The organism is Sphingobacterium sp. SYP-B4668 (genome assembly GCF_027627455.1).
Lineage (GTDB): Bacteria > Bacteroidota > Bacteroidia > Sphingobacteriales > Sphingobacteriaceae > Sphingobacterium.
This window is the reverse complement of the sequence record NZ_CP115483.1, coordinates 1,450,011-1,468,310: the sequence shown is the minus strand read 5'-3', so window position 1 is coordinate 1,468,310 and position 18,300 is coordinate 1,450,011. Positions and strand designations below refer to the sequence as shown.

Here is an 18,300-nt window from a genome sequence, read left to right as displayed (position 1 = left end):
TACCTATTTCCTAAATAGAAGCGCTCTATTATATTCATAGTTCATCCGCGCGATATTTAGGACAGAGATGCCCTGTGGGCATTCGACCTCACAGGCTTCCGTATTCGAACAATGCCCAAAAGCCTCCGTATCCATCTGCTTGACCATATGGAGTACCCTTTCTTGTCGCTCTTCTTTCCCTTGAGGCAGCAATACCATATGATGGATTTTGGCCGAAGTAAACAAGGCAGCACTTCCATTCTTACAAGTTGCGACACACGCACCACAACCGATACATGCGGCCGCATCAAAAGCTGCTTCGGTCGTTTGATGCGACACTGGAAGTGCATGCGCATCCGGAGCTTGTCCAGTATTGATAGATACAAACCCACCGCTCGAAATAATACGATCGAATGCCGAACGATCAATTTTTAAATCCTTTTTCACGGGAAAAGCTTCCGAACGAAAAGGTTCAATAAAAATAGTCTCACCATCTTTAAACGTCCGTAAATGCAGTTGACAAGTGGTTATATTTTTGAGCGGTCCATGTGCGATTCCATTGATCATTACACCACATTGCCCACAAATACCCTCACGACAATCATGGTCAAACTCTACTGGATCTTCATCCGATAGCACCAGTTTTTCGTTCAAGGTATCCAGCATTTCCAAAAAAGACATATGCGGATTTAAGTCCTCCAATATATAATCTACCAATTGTCCCTCAGATTCACGATTCTTTTGACGCCAAATTTTTAGGTTCAATTTCATAACTCAATTATCTAATTTCTATTTATAACTACGTACTACAGGCTGCACCACCTCAAATGTCAAGTTTTCCTTGTGAAGAGTAGGCTCTGTTTTCCTAGCGTCCCATTCCCAAGCCGATATAAATTGATACTCTGCATCATTGCGCATGGCCTCCCCCTCTTCCGTTTGATATTCCTCTCTAAAATGTGCCCCACAAGACTCATTTCTAGTCAATGCATCGTAACACATCAATTCGCCGATTTCCATATAATCTGCCACCCGCCCTGCTTTTTCCAATTCAGCGTTCATCCCATCTAGATCTCCAGGTATTTTCACGTGTTCATAGAAATTTTCCTTCAGCTTTTTTATCTCCGAAATGGCCCATTTCAGACCGTCAGCATTTCGGGCCAAACCGCAGTAGTCATAAAGGATTTTACCCAAGGCTTTGTGGTAATAATCTACAGTCGTATCCCCTTTGATGCGTATCAATCGCAATAGATTTTCTCTTACAGCTGACTCCGCAACCTCAAATTCAACGTCCGTAGTCAACATCTTACCCGTATGTATGTCTCCAGACAAATAATTTGCAATTGTGTAAGGAGCAATAAAATAACCATCAACAGATGCTTGCAACAATGAATTGGCACCCAATCTATTTGCACCATGATCTGCAAAATTGGCTTCCCCCAGAGCAAAAAGACCTGGTATGGTGGTCATCAATTCGTAATCCACCCACAATCCTCCCATAGAAAAATGGGCCGAAGGAGAAATCATCATAGGAACCTGATAAGCATCATATCCTGTAATTTTATGGTACATGTCAAACAGGTTTCCATATTTCTCTCTAATCTTATCGACTCCTTGTTCCTTAATCGCCTTTGCAAAATCAAGATAAACTGCATTTTTTAAAGGACCAACACCAAATCCCGCATCTATCCTTTCCTTGGCAGCTCGAGAGGAAATGTCTCGTGGGGCAAGGTTCCCGAATGCCGGATACCTTCTTTCTAAATAGTAGTCCCTATCTTTTTCAGGGATATCATTTGGCAGGCGACTATCCTCGCGCTGCAAGGGCACCCATATACGCCCATCATTCCTCAGCGATTCAGACATCAATGTAAGCTTAGATTGGTAATCCCCTGACTGCGGCAACGATGTCGGATGAATCTGAATCCAACTCGGACTCGCCATAAATGCCCCTTTCTTATGTGCCCTCCAAATGGCCGACCCATTGCACCCCATGGCCAATGTAGATAAGTAATAAATCTTACCATACCCTCCAGTTGCCAGTACAACCGCATGTGCAGCGTGTCGCTCCAACGCACCTGTATCCAGATTACGAACAATTGCCCCTCTTGCCTTTCCGTCTATTACCACAAGGTCAAGCATCTCATGCCTAGAAAATAACTGAACGGTCTTCTTCCCTACCTGCCTCATCAAAGCCTGATAAGCCCCTAGCAACAGCTGTTGCCCAGTCTGTCCCCTTGCGTAGAAAGTCCGACTTACTTGCACCCCACCAAAAGAGCGATTATTCAGGTAGCCACCATACTCCCTACCAAAAGGGACTCCTTGTGCCACAGCCTGGTCAATTAGGTTAAGCGAGCACTCTGCCATTCGATACACATTCGCCTCCCGTGCCCTGAAATCTCCGCCTTTCAAGGTATCTACAAACATTCGGTACACACTGTCCCCATCATTTTTATAGTTTTTTGCTGCATTAACACCACCTTGAGCTGCCACAGAGTGGGCCCTTCTTGGGCTATCCTGAAAACAAAAAACTTTCACTTGATAGCCCATCTCTCCAAGAGAAGCCGCGATCGAACTACCAGCAAGGCCTGTTCCGATCACGATAACCTCAAGCTTCTTCCGATTCGCAGGGTTAACAAGTTTTGCAGTTTTTTTATAATTCTCCCATTTGTGCTCCAACGGCCCCTCGGGAATCTTCGCATTTAAATCCATTTCGTTTATTCTTAAATTAATGCATCGTGAAATAAATATAAATAGGCATCATCGCAAACCCTATACAGATGACTACCGCATACACCTCCCCAACAATCTTTAGCCATTTCATATACTTGGGATGAAAGAGTCCTAATGTCCGAAGGGCGCTGTGGACCCCATGTATTAAATGATAGCACAGGGCGACCATAGACACAACATAGATGATGACGTACCACCATTCTTGAAATGTAGTAACGACTAGCAAATACAAATCTCTATGCCCATTGCCATCCAACGGCAATTCGCCAAACTTGTACACATACCAAAAGTTTTGAAAATGGATCACTAAAAAAATGAAAATAATTGTCCCCAAAACACCCATGTTGCGGCTGTACCACTTACTAGCACGACCCCGCCCATCTCTTTTATACGGCTTCGACGCCTTTCGATTCTTGATGGTAATCACCAAGGCATCTAGCATATGTAGAAGAATACTGAGATACAGCACATACGACACTATTTTAATAAGTACATTGCCAGACAAGAAGTTTGAATACCAATTAAATTGAAGCCGAGCCTCTTCTGGGGGTAGGAATAATTGAAGATTCCCCAACAAATGGATAATAAGGAAAAAACACAGAAAAAGTCCTGTCAGACACATAACTATTTTTCGAGCGAGTGTTGTCAACATATGCGTATCGTTAATAATAACCAATTACTTTCATCCATAAACCTCCTATCACCATGTAGATAATCAACAGTACTATACCAATCTCCAACCCTCTCAGCCACCAAGCCTTTAACTCTACATAGCCGCTCCCGAAGTACACCGGGGCCGGACCATGGCCATAGTGAGTAAGCACGCCATAAATAGACCCCATAAAACCCAGCATCATGGCCAATAGCATAGGTGGAATACCCAGTGAGACGCCGACTCCCAGTAGTGCCGCATACATTGCAGCAACGTGCGCTGTAGCACTCGCAAATATATAGTGGCTAAAAAAGTAGACCAAAATGATAACAGGAAAAGCAATCATCCAATTAAGGCCACCAATTTGTACCCGAACCAAATCACTGAACCAACCTATGAATCCCAATTCATTCAACGAACTCGCCATCATGACCAATACTGCAAACCAGACAATAGTATCCCAAGCTCCTTTTTCAGATTTCACATCCTCCCACGTCAATACTGAAGTCAACAACAGCAATGTGAGTCCAATGAATGCTGTAGTTGTCGCGTCAATTGACAGTGATGCACCGAAAATCCACAACACCAATAAGATAAAAAACGCTAGCAACATCAGCCATTCGTTCATCTTTATTGGCCCCATCTCTTTCAATTTGTCATTCGCCATCTTCGCCGCACCCTCAGTTTTCTTCAATTCGGGTGGATATAATTTATAGAGTACAAGCGGAACGATAAAAAATGCGGCGAGACCCGGTACAAATCCAGCAATCGCCCAAGACATCCAAGTGATATCAATGCCCAGATTCGCAGCGAATTTCTGGCACATTGGGTTGCTGGCCGTCCCTGTCAAAAACATGGACGACGCGATAAGATTCATATAATAACTATTCAAAGTCAAAAAAGCACCAAGCTTTCGGTGAGTCTTATTATCTTCGGGCACAGAACCAAAACTAATCGCCATAGATTTCATAATCGGGTAGATTATACCTCCACCCCGAGCTGTATTGCTCGGAATCGCGGGAGCCAAGCATACATCCGCCAGTCCTAGCCCATACGCCAGTCCCAATGAGCTTTTACCAAATATCCGTATAAACAAAAAAGCTATTCGATTACCTAGCCCTGTCTTTATAAAACCCCTTGCTATGAAAAATGAAATTCCAATTAGCCAGATGACTTTATCTCCGAATCCACTCAAGGACTTAACGATTGAAGCACTTGCATTTCCAGGGGCCAATACCTGAGTAAACGCTGTAAAAGCAATTGCCATCATACACATCGTTCCCATTGGCGCCGCCTTAAGGATAATTCCCAAAATGGTGGATGCAAATATTGCAAATAGGTGCCAAGCCTCCGGTTTTACACCTTCCGGTATAGGCATAAACCAGATAGCCAGCGCAACTAGAAAGGTAATACCAATCTTCTTAATGTTAATTTCCTTCATATCTTAGGGGTTAGTTTTCTAAAGTCTACTCTGCACCTGTACAATTAATAGATTGCCGTTATAGGTTGTAGTGTTCTCGTACTGATGTTTATACCGATCCATTTGTACACCGACTTGAATCCGAGCGCCATAATTCTTTAAGAACTCCAGCCCAAGCATAGGTGTGAATGTCTGTCGTGGGTTTGGATTCATACTAAAATTACGATCTAAATATTCAAATCGGCACGATGCTTCTATTGCGCTTAGATTCTTGTGTCTGATTTCGTAGCGTAGATTCGGTAAAAAGTAAAAGCCACGAACTAGATAATTGTTGATCCCTCCGATGCGCTCATCCTCCGCCAATGACGTATAGAGGCTATGGTTTGTGGCCTGCTTACCCTCCAGTTGAAGGTCTAGATTCCATTTTTGCGAAAACGGGATATTCCCTACGATATCTGCACCCCAGGCATAAACATTTTTTTTGACAACCTCCCCTACACCACCATTTAAACCGATGTTGACTCCATATTTCTTAGAAATACCAAAGACCAACCTCGACATATACTGTTTGCCATTATCGCTATCTGAAACTTGATTTTTGCCATTTCCATTTACCACCGACACGGCATACTGGAATGGAAGATTTCCCAGTTGAAGCGTACCGCCTATAGAGGCCCCTATCTGAAAACTAGTCCATCCGTTTTTTCCAAATTCAGCATACTGGTTAGACCATTCCAAAGATTTAATGACATCTACTGGATAGGTCTCCTCAATACCGAACCAAGGTCTGAATTGTCCTACAGTAATCGCTATTTTCGGATTAAACGTATATTTGAGGTAAGCATTTTCGAGGACCCTTGTCTTCGGATCATTTTTGAAATCAGCTAGATTGACCAATGCTACGACTTCGGTACGTTTACTGATCTTGGCCTGTACCTGTGCACGCATGTACTTCAAGGCAAATGTATTGTCCGTTCCGGAATGATCGACATGATGTAAACCACCCACATCTACATCTTTAGCAAGACTCGTTATATAACGCGCTTGGAAAAGCCCCTTAAATTTAAACGTTGGATAATTTTCAAATTCTTTTCCCCAAGTGCTATCTGGCACCTGCGCATATAAGGAGCATACAGCGCCGAATGTGACTAAAAAGAATAAAACTAGAAACATAACAATATTTCGCATAGGCTACTAGGTCATTAGTTAAACACTGTCAATTGGTATTATTAGATACAATTCGTAGATAGTAATTGTTTTAGTTTAAAAAAATAAATTAGTAATCGACTACAAATACCCAAACCATTGGCAAATTTCATTACCTTCATATCAGACATATCCCACGCGCATGATATAAGAATAACAATGTATCCATCCATCACCATACGGCCATACAAAAAATCAGACAAAAATGCGCTGATTGAACTATTGAAACAAAATGTACCCACCTATTTTGCAGAAAGTGAGATCGAAGATTTTCGAACCTATTTAGAACATCAGCTAGAGCAGTATTTTGTCGCGGAAATAGATCAAACGATTGTCGGTGCTGGCGGTATAAATTTTGATATCCCTCAAAATATTGCTAAAATTAGTTGGGACTTTATCGCGACAGATTTTCATGGAAAGGGTATTGGCAAAAAACTACTCGAATACAGATTAACTTACATTAAGTCTCTACCCCACACTCATTTAATTTCTGTGAGGACTTCCCAACTCGCCTATCTATTTTATCAGAAAAATGGTTTCATCTTAAAAGAAGTAATAAAAGACTATTGGGCCGAAGGCTTTGATCTCTATTGGATGGAATATAAAGAGCACACTCAAGAATAACACATTTCAATAATAACTATTCAGAAAGACATCTACTAATTTGGTCAGTATATTCACAAGCTGACCTATTAGTTAATCTGTTAATTTTTGTTAAAAACAAACCAAATCTGTTTTTTTGGCGTTGTATATGCAATACGGTAACAAGAAAGTTGCACGATACAGATTATATATTAATGGAAAGAACGAAGCTATTTAATTTAAAATTTATTCCTCATGTTTTAGGGTTCCTAGTCATCAGCTTAAGTTTAGCCAGCTGCACTGCAGGTAAATCAGAAGAAAAAGAGAACATCAATAAGGCGATTGCTCTACCTGTCTATGAAGTACAGAGCAGCGATGCAAGTACAGTAAAGGACTACCTCGGAACAATCGAGGGAAAGGTAAACGTTGAAATACGTCCTCAGGTTGAAGGATTACTACAAGAGATATATGTCGATGAAGGTTCTTTTGTCCAGAAGGGACAAAAGCTGTTCAAAGTAGATGCTTCCACTTATCAAGAAGATCTCAACAATATGGTAGCAACCTCTAGAGTGGCCAAAGCAAAGCTCGCCAATGCCCAACTGGAGGTAGATAGGTTACGACCTTTGGTACAAAATGATGTCATTTCCGATGTCAGACTTTCTGCTGCTAAATCCGAGTATGAAGTAGCCAAAGCCTCACTTGACCAAGCCAATGCTGCAGTGAGAAGTGCAGCAATCAACAAAGGATTTACGCTTATAGAAGCTCCTGTGAGTGGGTATATCGGTCGGATACCAAAGCGTATAGGCAATCTAGTTTCCAAAGGGGATAAAGATCCTTTGACTGTATTATCAGATGTTCAGGAGGTATATGTATATTTTGCCATGAGCGAATCTGATTTCTTATATTTTTCGAAAGCCAAGGCCCGTGAAGACAGCATAGCAGGCGTTGAATACAATAATCACAATCAATTGACCTTTCCTGAAGCAACCTTAGTCCTTGCCGACGGAGAAGAATATTCCAAAAAGGGAAAAGTCGATGCCGTCAATGGTCAAGTGGATCGTACCACAGGAGCAATCTCCCTGCGGGCAACATTCCCTAATCACGAAAACATCATCCGTACGGGTAGTAGCGGGACATTGAAGATAGCCGAAATCAAGAAGAACGTCATTCAGATTCCACAGGTCGCCACCAACGAACTACAAGATCAAACCTACGTCTATGTATTGGACAAACAGAATAAAGCTAAGCGTAAGACCGTAAAAGTCAACGGCAAAAGTAAGGCAAACTACATCGTGTCCGATGGCCTTACCGCTGGAGATCGCGTCATACTAAGCGGATTCGACAAAATTACAGAAGGATCGATTATTCAGCCGATTCCTCAAAAACAATAACGTTACAAGACTCAATACCCAGCTCCTTCCTCTCTCAAAAGAGGAAGATAGATATTCTATTGTCTATCCAAATCGATAAAAGATATGTTAAAAACATTTGTCAACAGACCAGTTCTAGCCACAGTAGTATCCATTTTATTGGTAATACTGGGCTTGGTCGGATTAAAATTACTTCCCGTTTCCCGCTTTCCAGAAATCGCTCCCCCAAGCGTAGTCGTTTCCCTAAGTTATCCCGGGGCTAATTCAGAGACAGTAGCCAAGAGCGTATTACTTCCCATAGAAGAAGCCATCAATGGTGTAGAGGACATGACCTATATTAAATCATCTGCATCCAACTCTGGTTCAGGATCCGTACAAGTCTTTTTTAAGACTGGCACCAACCCCGATGTCGCTTCCGTAAATGTACAAACCCGCATATCCAAGGCCATTAGCTCCATCCCATCAGAAGTAAACGAAGCGGGTATCACCGTGATGCCTAGGCAAAGTGGGATTATCATGACCATCAATCTATACTCTGACCATCAAGATAGTGCCTACGACGAAACCTTTTTACAGGCTTATGCCCAAATTAATATGATGCGTCCCTTATTACGTGTCGATGGTGTTGCGCAGGTATCTCGCGTAGGCGCTCGAGATTACTCCATGAGACTATGGCTCAATCCCGAAAAATTAGCACTTTACAACCTCGTGCCCCAAGACGTCATGAGCGCCATCAAAGACCAGAATTTTGAGATTGCGCCTGGAAAATTCGGGGAGACATCTGACGAAGCCTTCGAAACCGTAATTAAACACAAAGGTCGATTTACACAACCCGAAGAATTTGAAACTATAGTTATCAAGACCAATAAAGACGGATCGGTACTTTATCTTAAAGATGTTGCCCGAATCGAATTTGGAGCAACCAATTTAGGAAGTGACAACAAAGTAGATGGACACCCCGGACTCACACTTAACCTTACCCAAACAAGTGGATCCAATGCCCACGACATTGATATTGCCGTCCGAAAAGCCCTGCAAGAGATGTCAAAATCATTTCCGGAGGGTATTAAATATGATGTCACGTACGCTGTAAGAGACCAGATTGACGAATCGATTACACAAGTTAAGCATACCATTTTCGAGGCCTTCATCTTGGTATTCATTATCGTATTTATTTTCCTACAGGATTTTAGATCGACCTTGATTCCTGCCATTGCCATTCCTGTGTCACTCATTGGCACCTTATTCTTTCTTCAATTGTTCGGGTTTTCACTCAATGTATTGACCATGTTTGCCTTGGTATTGGCCATTGGTATTGTGGTCGATGACGCCATAGTAGTAGTAGAAGCTATACACCAGAAAATGCACGCCACAGGACTTAAGGCCAAAGAAGCTACCCTCTCCACCATGTCTGAGATTACAGGCGCCATCCTTTCCATTACCATGGTGATGGCAGCTGTATTCCTACCCGTAGGATTTATGGAAGGCCCAGCAGGAATCTTTTACAGACAATTTGCGTACACCCTGGCCACCGCCATTCTCATATCCGCATTAAATGCGCTTACATTGAGTCCCGCCCTATGTGCGTTGCTCTTGAAGAATCCACATACCGGAGACGAAGGTACATCTCCAAAAAACAAATTTTCGACCTACAAACTACGTTTCTTCCAGGCCTTTAATACGTCCTTTGACCGACTCACAGGAAAGTATATTGATGCCGTCAAGTTCTTGATAAAAAAGAAAACTCTCGCTTGGACCGGATTGATAATCATTTCTGTGATAGGAATGGTGTTAATGATAAACGCTCCCAAAAGCTTCATCCCTACTGAGGACGATAGCTTTGTCACATACTCGTTAGCGATGCCGCCAGGAGCATCATTGGCTCGTACAACAGAAGTGCTTAAACGCGCCGATAGCATTCTCAAAAAAAGAGAAGACATAAAAGGAATGACCACCGTATCCGGTTTCAATGTATTGGACGGAAGTTCCAGTCCCGCATTTGCTGCAGGCTATATCAACATGTTACCTCATGCCCAACGCAAGCACATCCACAACATCGATGCATTCATGGATACGATCCGTCATGACCTTGCGCAGATAAACGAAGCTAAGTTCACCGTATTTCCAAGACCTACGGTCCAAGGATTCGGTGATTTCGCTGGAATAGAACTCGTCCTCCAAGATCGTTTGGGCGGCGACATACATGATTTCAACACTATTGCAGATACATTTATCAATCAGCTCAATGCATTACCTGAAATTAACAACGCCTATACTTCTTTCAAAGCTAACTTCCCACAATACGAAGTCAACATAGATGCAGTCAAAGCCAAAACGTTGGGTGTTGATATCAAGGAATTGATGACCACTATCCGCGCCTACTTTGCTCGTGTCCAAGCAGGTGATTTTAGCAGATTTGGAAGACAATATCGAGTATACGTACAAGCTGACTTTGACTATCGTAAAGACCCCGAATCATTCAATTCCATTTTCGTTCGAAATAAAAATGGGAAGATGGTACCGGTCAGCACTATACTGACACTCGAAAAAGTCGTAGGTCCCGAAACCATTGCCCGATACAACCTTTATAATGCCATATCCATCAATGCCGAACCTGCCGATGGATATAGCACCGGCGATGCCATGAAGGCAATCCAAAAGCTATCTGATGAAAAACTTCCAGGCAATTACGGTTTCGAGTGGACCGGGATGAGTTATGAAGAAAGCCAATCCGGCTCACAGACCACTTTGATATTCGGCTTAAGTCTATTATTTGTATATTTCTTGCTAGCGGCCCAATATGAAAGCTATATCCTCCCATGGGCTGTACTCTTGTCTGTACCAGTGGGCTTAGTAGGCGTATATGCAACGATACTATTCGTAGGCCTCGAAAACAACATATATGTACAAGTTGGACTTATTATGCTGATCGGCTTACTAGCCAAGAATGCCATCCTTATTATCGAGTTCGCTGTCCAGCAGCGCAACAAAGGACTCAGTATCGTGGAGGCTGCAATTATGGGAGCTAGACTACGATTGCGTCCCATCTTAATGACCTCTTTAGCATTTGTTGCTGGTTTAGTCCCTTTGATGTGGAGTGTAGGACCTTCAGCAATCGGTAACCATTCCATTAGTTTCAGTGCGGCCGGAGGAATGTTATCAGGAGTCGTACTGGGAATTTTTATTATTCCAATCCTATTTATTGTATTTAAGACGATAGACGAAAAGGTAAGAAGCAAGATAAAACCACAAGATTAACGGAGCATGTTTATACCGCATCCAAAAAAATCACGAAAAATACAAAAAGATGAAACTTAAAAAAAATAAATATAATCTCATTCTCTCATTCTGCCTCATACTGATTGGTGTACAGAGTTGCAAAGTCGGAGAGAAATATACGCGCCCAGACCTTCATCTCCCTAGTCAATTTCGAGGAGATACTTTAGACTACTTTGGAGACACAACCAGTATCAGCCAAATTGCATGGAAAGATTTTTTTCATGACTCCACCTTACTTGCGCTGATAGACAGTGGTATCTCCAATAATTACGATATAAAGACCGCACTTCTGAATACGCGGATTGCAAATCTTCAACTGCTGCAAAACCGAGCAAACTACCTACCCACCGTCGATGCTACAATTGCTAGTGCCAATAAGCAGTGGCGTTCCAAGGAATTTGGAAGTGGCCCGTCAACAAAATGGTATGATAGGCATCAAAAAGAAGCTTCCGAAAACATGTTTACCTATCTTTCCCAATTCGGTACTGAGGTCCGTTTCAGTTGGGAACTGGATATTTGGGGCAAAATATCCAGTCAACGCGACCAGCTTATGGCCGAATATCTTGATACCCATGAAGCAAGAAATGCTGTACAAACTAACCTCATATCGAGCATTGCCAAAGGATACTTCAATCTATTGATGCTTGATGCAAAGATTGAAGTAGCCAAACGCAATGTACAGCTCAACGACAGTACACTCCGGATGATCAAACTTCAGTATGAGGCTGGGGAAATTACAGCATTAGCAATCCAACAAACAGAATCCCAAAGATTGCTAGCCGCATCACTCGTGCCCGAATTAGAGAAAGAAATTGCCATTCAAGAAAATGCATTGAGAACCCTAACAGGGCAAATGCCAGCACATGTGCAACGGATTAACAGCTTCGAACATCTGATTGCCGAAAATCAAGACATATCCTTAGGTTCGCCATTGGAAATTATACGCAATAGACCAGATATACGAAGTGCTGAGTTTGGGCTTATCGCCGCCAACGCTAACGCAAATATCCAACAGGCCTTGAAATACCCCACCCTCTCTATTGGTGGATCCCTGGGTGTGAATGCTATGTTGCCCAAAAATTGGTTCAATATCCCCGGTGCCTTATTGGGTGGTATTACAGGTGATTTGGCCACCCCAATATTTAAAAACAAGACTCTTAAAACAAACCATGAAGTCGCCAAATTAGAACGAGAAAAGGCCGACCTGACATTACAACAAACCGTTTTAGAGGCTGTCAGTGAAGTTTCCAATTCAATTATCACAGTAGAGAAACAACGCGAACAACTAGAATTTGCTAAAAATAGAGTAGCAAATTCCGCACTCGCAGTACGCAATTCAAACCTACTATTTAGAAGCGGCTATGCAACCTATCTAGAAGTCATCACCGCACAAAGCAATGCCTTGAGCAGTGAACTAGATTTAGTAGAATTAAGACAGCAACATCTAGAATCTTACGTTGACCTCTACCGTTCTTTGGGTGGAGGCTGGAAAGACTAATATATAGAAAATCCCATTTGCTGCATCAGCAACAGATGGGACTTTCTTTTTCCTGGCCATCTAAAAACGTCACTACTCCCTCATCACCAATTGTTTCGCAATAAAATCCAATTCTTTAGGCTTCAGATATCCAGCATAGTGTTCCACTACATTCATCTCCCTGTCCAATAACACCCATGTTGGATATCCTTTCGACTTCTCTCCCATCAGTTTGAGTGCCAAAGCATGTATTCCACTCCTATTTCCATGAGGTAAATATCCGTAGATTTGTCCCTTAAAATTTATGTCATCATTGCTCTCGGCATCAAAGGACGCCACATACACATCTTTCAATTTGTTCTTACGCTTACCAAGCTGCTTTTTTTGAAGTGCACAATAGCTGCACCAATCCGTATGCAGTAACAACAATACCGGCTTAGGGTCGTTTTCCATACTATCCTGTAATTCCTGAATAGATAGCATCTCCTCCTGAGCCAATATATTTAGCGGAGCAATCCACAACAACAAAAAAGATAGCAAGTAAACAAAACGCATAATTTCCTCCTATTTAAATAAATTGTAGCGGAATCCCAAAAACCCTCTAATACCCTGATTAGGTGCATATACGTAGTTGGGGTCAAATGTTAACGCATATGGATTATCTGGTGTTGGAATAGGATTACCTGAAGAATCCCATTGAACATTTTTGTCAAACGGGTCTTCAGCTCTCGCAATAAGGAAAGCTGCATTTTTCCCAGGAGTCCAATTCAATAAATTCTTTACACCCCCAAATATCTCTATCCCGTTAGAAAATGCTTTAGTTAATTGGATGTTCTGAATGCTCCACCATGGAGACTTACTTGGTCTTGGATCCAGGTCGCCAAGTAGAGGAAGTCGCATCGGACCATATAGATTCCCTGTATAGTCAACTGTTATCCCTAGATGACGGATGGTATAGCCAATACTCCACGTTCCCATAAATTTTTCAGTCAACATTTGCTCAATTTTTTCACCCTTTTCCTCACTATACACATCCATAAGCGTCGCTCCTATCAATATTTTCAATCCATTGGTAAGAGATGCATCCGCGTTTAAGGTCAATCCTTTAGAAACCGCATGTCCATCTAGGTTAGAATATCGGATTTCGTTTACATTCGTTTCATAGTCTGGGATAATCTTGTTATTAAAATACGTATAGAACGCCGTTGCATCCAACCCAAAAACCGAGCCTCCGCTAGAATAAAATTTCTTTACATAGTTCAAGTTTGCATTCCAGGAAGTCTCCGGGTTCAGATCCTCTTCAAAAATCACTTTACGCGCTCCGGTGAGAGCTGCATGATCTTCCGTAAAGATATTTGCTACGCGATATCCATTTCCAATCCCTAAACGCAACACATCGGATTTATCCTTTGAATTCCATTTGTAGTTGATTCGAGGGGTAAGGATACTCCCATGTAAAGAGTTGTAATCATATCGCGCACCTACCAACAGCTTATTCTGCTCATTAAGAGAAATTTCATCCTGCACAAATAGGCCTGGCAAACTAATTTTAGAGGCCTCTAATTCTGTAGCTACAGTATTATCATTGTAATAAGTATATCGATAAGCTACTCCTGTCAAGATATCATGATTTTTAATAGTCTTATTCCAGGTAGTTTGTAAAAATCCTATATATTGATCCGCCATAAATGATTGATTCCCATAATAGCTATTCTGATTATGCCCATTGACACTGAACATGATAGATACCTTTTCTTTAATTGGCAAATCATATGTACCAAAAAACTCCCAACGTTTGGTATAGATACTTTCTCCATACACATCACTCCCTCCCCTGTACTTTTTAGACCAATTCATCTCCCCTCCCCATCTATCCTCATAGACATAGCGTCCCGCCAATGAAAAAACTTTATTGTCTTTTCGATTAAAGTTCCATTTATTGAATACGGATACCCGACTTTGGAGCGTCACGTCTGTAAAGTTATCATGGTTATTATCAATCGGGTTAGCGTAATTAAATGTACTTACACCGATCAAAGACTGTGCAGATTTACCCACATTGAATTTACCGGCTATATCTGCATTGATTTCTCCCCATGTAGTGCCAAACACATCCGCAGAAAGCAGGGGTGCATTCTTAGGATTCTTGGTGATGATGTTGATCAGGCCACCGACAGCTTCACTTCCGTACAATGTCGAGGCCGGTCCTTTGACAATTTCAACACGATCAATAAGCGATTGCGGAATTCCACTAAGTCCATATACCGTAGAAAGTCCTGATACAATCGGCATTCCATCAATCATCACCATTGTATAAGGCCCCTCCAATCCATTGATATGGATATCGCCGGTGTTACAGATATTACAGTTCAATTGAGGTCTTACCCCATTGATATTTTGTAAAGATTCAAAAATTGAAGGAGTAGGATTAGCTTTAAAAAATCTGGAGGTGTAGACCTCCACGGGAACAGGACTATCCAACTTAGAAACTTCCTTCATCGTTCCTGAGACAACTACTTCGTCAAGAGAAGAACTATTAGAAGCGAGAACAAAATCCTTATTCTGATCTTTACCAGTAATTGTCAATTTCGCTTCCGTATTGATATAACCAATGGCTTTTACCCTCACTGTCCAAGTTCCATTTGCGATATTTTTAACCGCATATTGGCCTTCGGCATCAGAGGAAGCTCCTAATGTCGTTTTATGGATTTGAATCGAAGCGCCAGCAATCGGTTCTCCGTCTTCATTTGTAATTTTCCCAGATATAGATTGTGCTAATAAAACAGATGTGTATAGCATAGAACAGACCATTAGTAGTCCGTTACGAATAATTTTCATAAAAGAAATTTCTTTAATATAGTATGTTAACAATAGATAAAAATGAGGTCAGCCAAGGTCTGTCTACGCTACTTTCAAGATACCATAACAGCATCCGCCTAATAGCGACATGACCCTCCCAATCAGAAAAGAATACAAATAACAGTTTGTAAGAGCTACTGCAATCTTTCTAAAACCCCATGAACCAATATAATTAACAAAACGTGGGTGGGCCACGAAGAAATTGGTGAGAGACAGTGTGACTAGCAAAAGACAACACATATTGCACATCTCGATGTATGTCAAAAACCGAGCGTATAGGCGCCTGAAACGTAACAAAATCCGTAGAGGTAAATACCTGACAAAAAATAACATTCAGGAATTGGATTTCATCATCTGTCTTATGGTGATGATCTTTTTTCTTCGAAGTGAAATCATATGGGTGATTGTGGATAACAATCTCGCCTGTTGATGTCACTTCTTTGTGGGTGAATACTGCACCAGAAAATACCGTCACCATGAACCAGATGCTCATGCCATACGCGAGTACATTTCTATATCGTTGCAGTTTCAAGGTTAATATCTAAATGAATTTCAAAAATAATAAACTATTCCAATTTTTAATATTAAATAATTTCTATACCGTACTGGACTAACGGATATTTGCGGTGGATTTCCCTTTTAATATTTTCACAGCTCTTTTAAGTTCGTTGATGTACTTCAACTGCAAGGTGGCCTGATTCATATTTTTATGCATCAAATCCTGATCTCTGACACCTCGTTCCAAACTCTTCCGCTCTCTTTCCAACAATTCAATTACATATTCCATATCATTCTTTACAAATTTGAATAAGCAAATATACGAAAAGTTAGCCTAACCTAACAATTTATTATTCCTAAAACTAACATACACAAGTAAGAAAATTCCTGAACTATTGACTAGTCCCTACACCTCCTTAAAACAAAAGCCCATCGTCTACGATGGGCTTTTGTTTTAAGGATTGGTGGACCACAGAGAAGCAGATTTCAACAATGCCCTTCTCGGCAGTTTGAGATTTGCGATGATTAGCTCAGCGAAATCAGCAGGCTGTAAGACCTTTTCAGGATCCCCATCAGTAAGTCCTAAATCGATAGACATATCTGACGCAATCGTACTCGGCATCAATGTGCATACACGAATATTATTTTTTCGAACTTCTTTCATTAGAGACTCCGAAAGTCCTATTACCGCAAACTTGGATGCTGAATAAGCCGATGTCCCCGGACTACCGGATAGTCCTGCGGTCGAACTCACATTAACAATATCTCCACTGTTATTAGCCACCAAATGAGGTAATACGGCATAGGTCACGTGATATATTCCCATCACATTGGTCATCAAAATCTGCTCCCAACGCGCTGAATCCATTTCCAAAAATGAGCCAAACTCTGCAATACCAGCATTATTGATTAAAATATCAATCCCACCCAATTCTTCAATTAATTTAGGAACAACCGAAGCAACCTGCTCTTTATCCGCAACATCAAACACACCATATGTTGCTTTTACACCCAACGTCTCCAGCTCCCTCACAGTCTGAATCAAATTCGCTTCATTACGTCCTGTTACGGCAACCGATACTCCCTCCTTAGCCAAAGCAACTGCTGTTGCCTTACCAAGTCCTCTTCCACCACCTGTTACAATGGCCTTTTTATGATGTAGATTTTCCATATTCTATTGATATTACTGTTATAAATAAACGCAAAATTAAACAATCCAACTTTCGACTATAAATAGGTCGTCTCCAACATCCCTCCCACTCTTTAATCCCACCGCTATGACACCTTAAATTTAGCAAATGTCTTTTTCTTTTCGTTAAATTTAAGATGAACAAACCGTCATATTATCGATCATGACAAGGCAACGTCCAGCACCATCATGACGACAAACCCTATAATAAACCCCATAATGGGGATATCCGAGTGCTTTTGTTGTTGTGTCTCGGGAATGACTTCCTCTACCACCACAAAAATCATAGCCCCAGCAGCAAAGGAAAGTGCATAAGGCAAGATAGGCATAAAAAAACCAACAGCCAAAGCACCCAACACAGCAAAAATAGGCTCAACGATTGCAGAAAGCTGTCCATAATTGAAACTTTTCCACCTAGACAATCCCATCCTCCTCAAAGGCATCGACACCGCTACACCCTCTGGAAAATTTTGCAACCCTATTCCAATAGCCAACAGCACCGCTCCAGCAATACTAGCCTCTGGGATACCACTAGCCACACCTCCAAATAGCACTCCCACAGCAAGCCCTTCTGGGATATTGTGCAGCGCAATAGCGATAGTAAGCAATGTCGTACGCTGAAGGGAAGATTTTGGACCTTCCGTTCGTTTAAAATTGATATGGAGATGAGGCATCAACTTGTCCAATCCGAATATAAAAAAAGCACCAAGCAAAAATCCTATAGCCGATGGAAGCACTTTTTCAAACCCTTCTCCTTTGCTCATCTCGATTGCAGGGGTCAGCAAACTCCAAAAACTAGCGGCAACCATCACCCCTCCCGTAAAGCCCAACATGCCGTTCAACAATTTCGGATTAATCTCTTTAAAGAGAAAGACAAAAGAAGAGCCTAATGCAGTCACCCCCCAAGTAAAAAGTCCAGCATATAATGCTGCCAGAACAGGGTCAACCGTAGAAAGATAATCAATCAAAGCATCCATATCTTGTCATTAATAAATTTAAATATCATTTTACATTTGCGAGCCCCTAATACCTACATTGCGCCAATTCCAACATTGATTTAAA

General features: G+C 41.6%; 15 protein-coding genes. 4 read left to right on the top strand and 11 right to left on the bottom strand.

Going from position 1 to position 18,300, the window contains the following annotated elements:
• Positions 1-3 precede the first annotated feature (3 nt).
• The 5 genes from OQ289_RS06380 to OQ289_RS06360 are packed head-to-tail and all read right to left on the bottom strand — an operon-like array spanning position 4 to position 5,951.
• On the bottom strand, positions 4-750 hold the full coding sequence (locus tag OQ289_RS06380) for a succinate dehydrogenase/fumarate reductase iron-sulfur subunit (RefSeq protein ID WP_270089903.1): 747 nt from the start codon (positions 748-750) through the stop codon (positions 4-6).
• A gap of 18 nt (positions 751-768) precedes the next feature.
• Positions 769-2,685, bottom strand: a complete 1,917-nt coding sequence (locus tag OQ289_RS06375) for a fumarate reductase/succinate dehydrogenase flavoprotein subunit (protein ID WP_270089902.1) — start codon at positions 2,683-2,685, stop codon at positions 769-771.
• A gap of 16 nt (positions 2,686-2,701) precedes the next feature.
• A complete protein-coding gene (locus OQ289_RS06370; RefSeq protein ID WP_270089901.1) occupies positions 2,702-3,358 on the bottom strand; it encodes a succinate dehydrogenase cytochrome b subunit in 657 nt (218 codons plus the stop codon).
• Positions 3,359-3,368: 10 nt separating this feature from the next.
• Positions 3,369-4,799, bottom strand: a complete 1,431-nt coding sequence (locus OQ289_RS06365; protein ID WP_270089900.1) for an anion permease — start codon at positions 4,797-4,799, stop codon at positions 3,369-3,371.
• Between the two features lie 18 nt (positions 4,800-4,817).
• Positions 4,818-5,951, bottom strand: coding sequence for a porin (locus OQ289_RS06360; protein ID WP_270089899.1), 1,134 nt, complete (start codon positions 5,949-5,951; stop codon positions 4,818-4,820).
• 192 nt (positions 5,952-6,143) lie between these two features.
• On the opposite strand from OQ289_RS06360, the gene OQ289_RS06355 reads away from it, so the two are divergent.
• The 4 genes from OQ289_RS06355 (at position 6,144) to OQ289_RS06340 (ending at position 12,713) form a co-directional block, all read left to right on the top strand.
• The gene (locus OQ289_RS06355; RefSeq protein WP_270089898.1) at positions 6,144-6,608 is read left to right on the top strand and encodes a GNAT family N-acetyltransferase; all 465 of its coding nucleotides are present in this window, start codon (positions 6,144-6,146) and stop codon (positions 6,606-6,608) included.
• Positions 6,609-6,781: 173 nt separating this feature from the next.
• Positions 6,782-7,957, top strand: a complete 1,176-nt coding sequence (locus OQ289_RS06350; RefSeq protein WP_270089897.1) for an efflux RND transporter periplasmic adaptor subunit — start codon at positions 6,782-6,784, stop codon at positions 7,955-7,957.
• Between the two features lie 84 nt (positions 7,958-8,041).
• Positions 8,042-11,194, top strand: a complete 3,153-nt coding sequence (locus OQ289_RS06345; protein ID WP_270089896.1) for an efflux RND transporter permease subunit — start codon at positions 8,042-8,044, stop codon at positions 11,192-11,194.
• Between the two features lie 49 nt (positions 11,195-11,243).
• Positions 11,244-12,713 (top strand): efflux transporter outer membrane subunit, encoded by a 1,470-nt coding sequence (locus OQ289_RS06340; RefSeq protein WP_270089895.1) that lies wholly within the window; start codon positions 11,244-11,246, stop codon positions 12,711-12,713.
• Between the two features lie 72 nt (positions 12,714-12,785).
• Here the strand turns inward: OQ289_RS06340 and OQ289_RS06335 are convergent, their stop codons facing one another.
• The 6 genes from OQ289_RS06335 to OQ289_RS06310 form a co-directional block, all read right to left on the bottom strand.
• On the bottom strand, positions 12,786-13,247 hold the full coding sequence (locus OQ289_RS06335) for a thioredoxin family protein (RefSeq protein WP_270089894.1): 462 nt from the start codon (positions 13,245-13,247) through the stop codon (positions 12,786-12,788).
• A gap of 9 nt (positions 13,248-13,256) precedes the next feature.
• Positions 13,257-15,530, bottom strand: a complete 2,274-nt coding sequence (locus OQ289_RS06330; protein WP_270089893.1) for a TonB-dependent receptor — start codon at positions 15,528-15,530, stop codon at positions 13,257-13,259.
• A 193-nt stretch (positions 15,531-15,723) separates the two neighbouring features.
• Positions 15,724-16,083, bottom strand: a complete 360-nt coding sequence (locus OQ289_RS06325; RefSeq protein WP_270089892.1) for a hypothetical protein — start codon at positions 16,081-16,083, stop codon at positions 15,724-15,726.
• A gap of 78 nt (positions 16,084-16,161) precedes the next feature.
• Complete coding sequence (locus OQ289_RS06320) at positions 16,162-16,338, bottom strand: hypothetical protein (protein ID WP_156142835.1); 177 nt, start codon at positions 16,336-16,338, stop codon at positions 16,162-16,164.
• 165 nt (positions 16,339-16,503) lie between these two features.
• On the bottom strand, positions 16,504-17,220 hold the full coding sequence (locus tag OQ289_RS06315) for a 3-ketoacyl-ACP reductase (protein ID WP_270089891.1): 717 nt from the start codon (positions 17,218-17,220) through the stop codon (positions 16,504-16,506).
• A gap of 179 nt (positions 17,221-17,399) precedes the next feature.
• Positions 17,400-18,215, bottom strand: a complete 816-nt coding sequence (locus OQ289_RS06310) for a ZIP family metal transporter (RefSeq protein ID WP_033565169.1) — start codon at positions 18,213-18,215, stop codon at positions 17,400-17,402.
• Positions 18,216-18,300 lie beyond the last annotated feature (85 nt).

Bases quoted from the DNA above. Each gene is read 5' to 3' on its own strand.
- OQ289_RS06380 (WP_270089903.1), bottom strand. From the start codon at position 750: ATGAAATTGAACCTAAAAATTTGGCGTCAAAAGAATCGTGAATCTGAG.
- OQ289_RS06375 (WP_270089902.1), bottom strand. From the start codon at position 2,685: ATGGATTTAAATGCGAAGATTCCCGAGGGGCCGTTGGAGCACAAATGG.
- OQ289_RS06370 (WP_270089901.1), bottom strand. From the start codon at position 3,358: ATGTTGACAACACTCGCTCGAAAAATAGTTATGTGTCTGACAGGACTT.
- OQ289_RS06365 (WP_270089900.1), bottom strand. From the start codon at position 4,799: ATGAAGGAAATTAACATTAAGAAGATTGGTATTACCTTTCTAGTTGCG.
- OQ289_RS06360 (WP_270089899.1), bottom strand. From the start codon at position 5,951: ATGTTTCTAGTTTTATTCTTTTTAGTCACATTCGGCGCTGTATGCTCC.
- OQ289_RS06355 (WP_270089898.1), top strand. From the start codon at position 6,144: ATGTATCCATCCATCACCATACGGCCATACAAAAAATCAGACAAAAAT.
- OQ289_RS06350 (WP_270089897.1), top strand. From the start codon at position 6,782: ATGGAAAGAACGAAGCTATTTAATTTAAAATTTATTCCTCATGTTTTA.
- OQ289_RS06345 (WP_270089896.1), top strand. From the start codon at position 8,042: ATGTTAAAAACATTTGTCAACAGACCAGTTCTAGCCACAGTAGTATCC.
- OQ289_RS06340 (WP_270089895.1), top strand. From the start codon at position 11,244: ATGAAACTTAAAAAAAATAAATATAATCTCATTCTCTCATTCTGCCTC.
- OQ289_RS06335 (WP_270089894.1), bottom strand. From the start codon at position 13,247: ATGCGTTTTGTTTACTTGCTATCTTTTTTGTTGTTGTGGATTGCTCCG.
- OQ289_RS06330 (WP_270089893.1), bottom strand. From the start codon at position 15,530: ATGAAAATTATTCGTAACGGACTACTAATGGTCTGTTCTATGCTATAC.
- OQ289_RS06320 (WP_156142835.1), bottom strand. From the start codon at position 16,338: ATGGAATATGTAATTGAATTGTTGGAAAGAGAGCGGAAGAGTTTGGAA.
- OQ289_RS06315 (WP_270089891.1), bottom strand. From the start codon at position 17,220: ATGGAAAATCTACATCATAAAAAGGCCATTGTAACAGGTGGTGGAAGA.
- OQ289_RS06310 (WP_033565169.1), bottom strand. From the start codon at position 18,215: ATGGATGCTTTGATTGATTATCTTTCTACGGTTGACCCTGTTCTGGCA.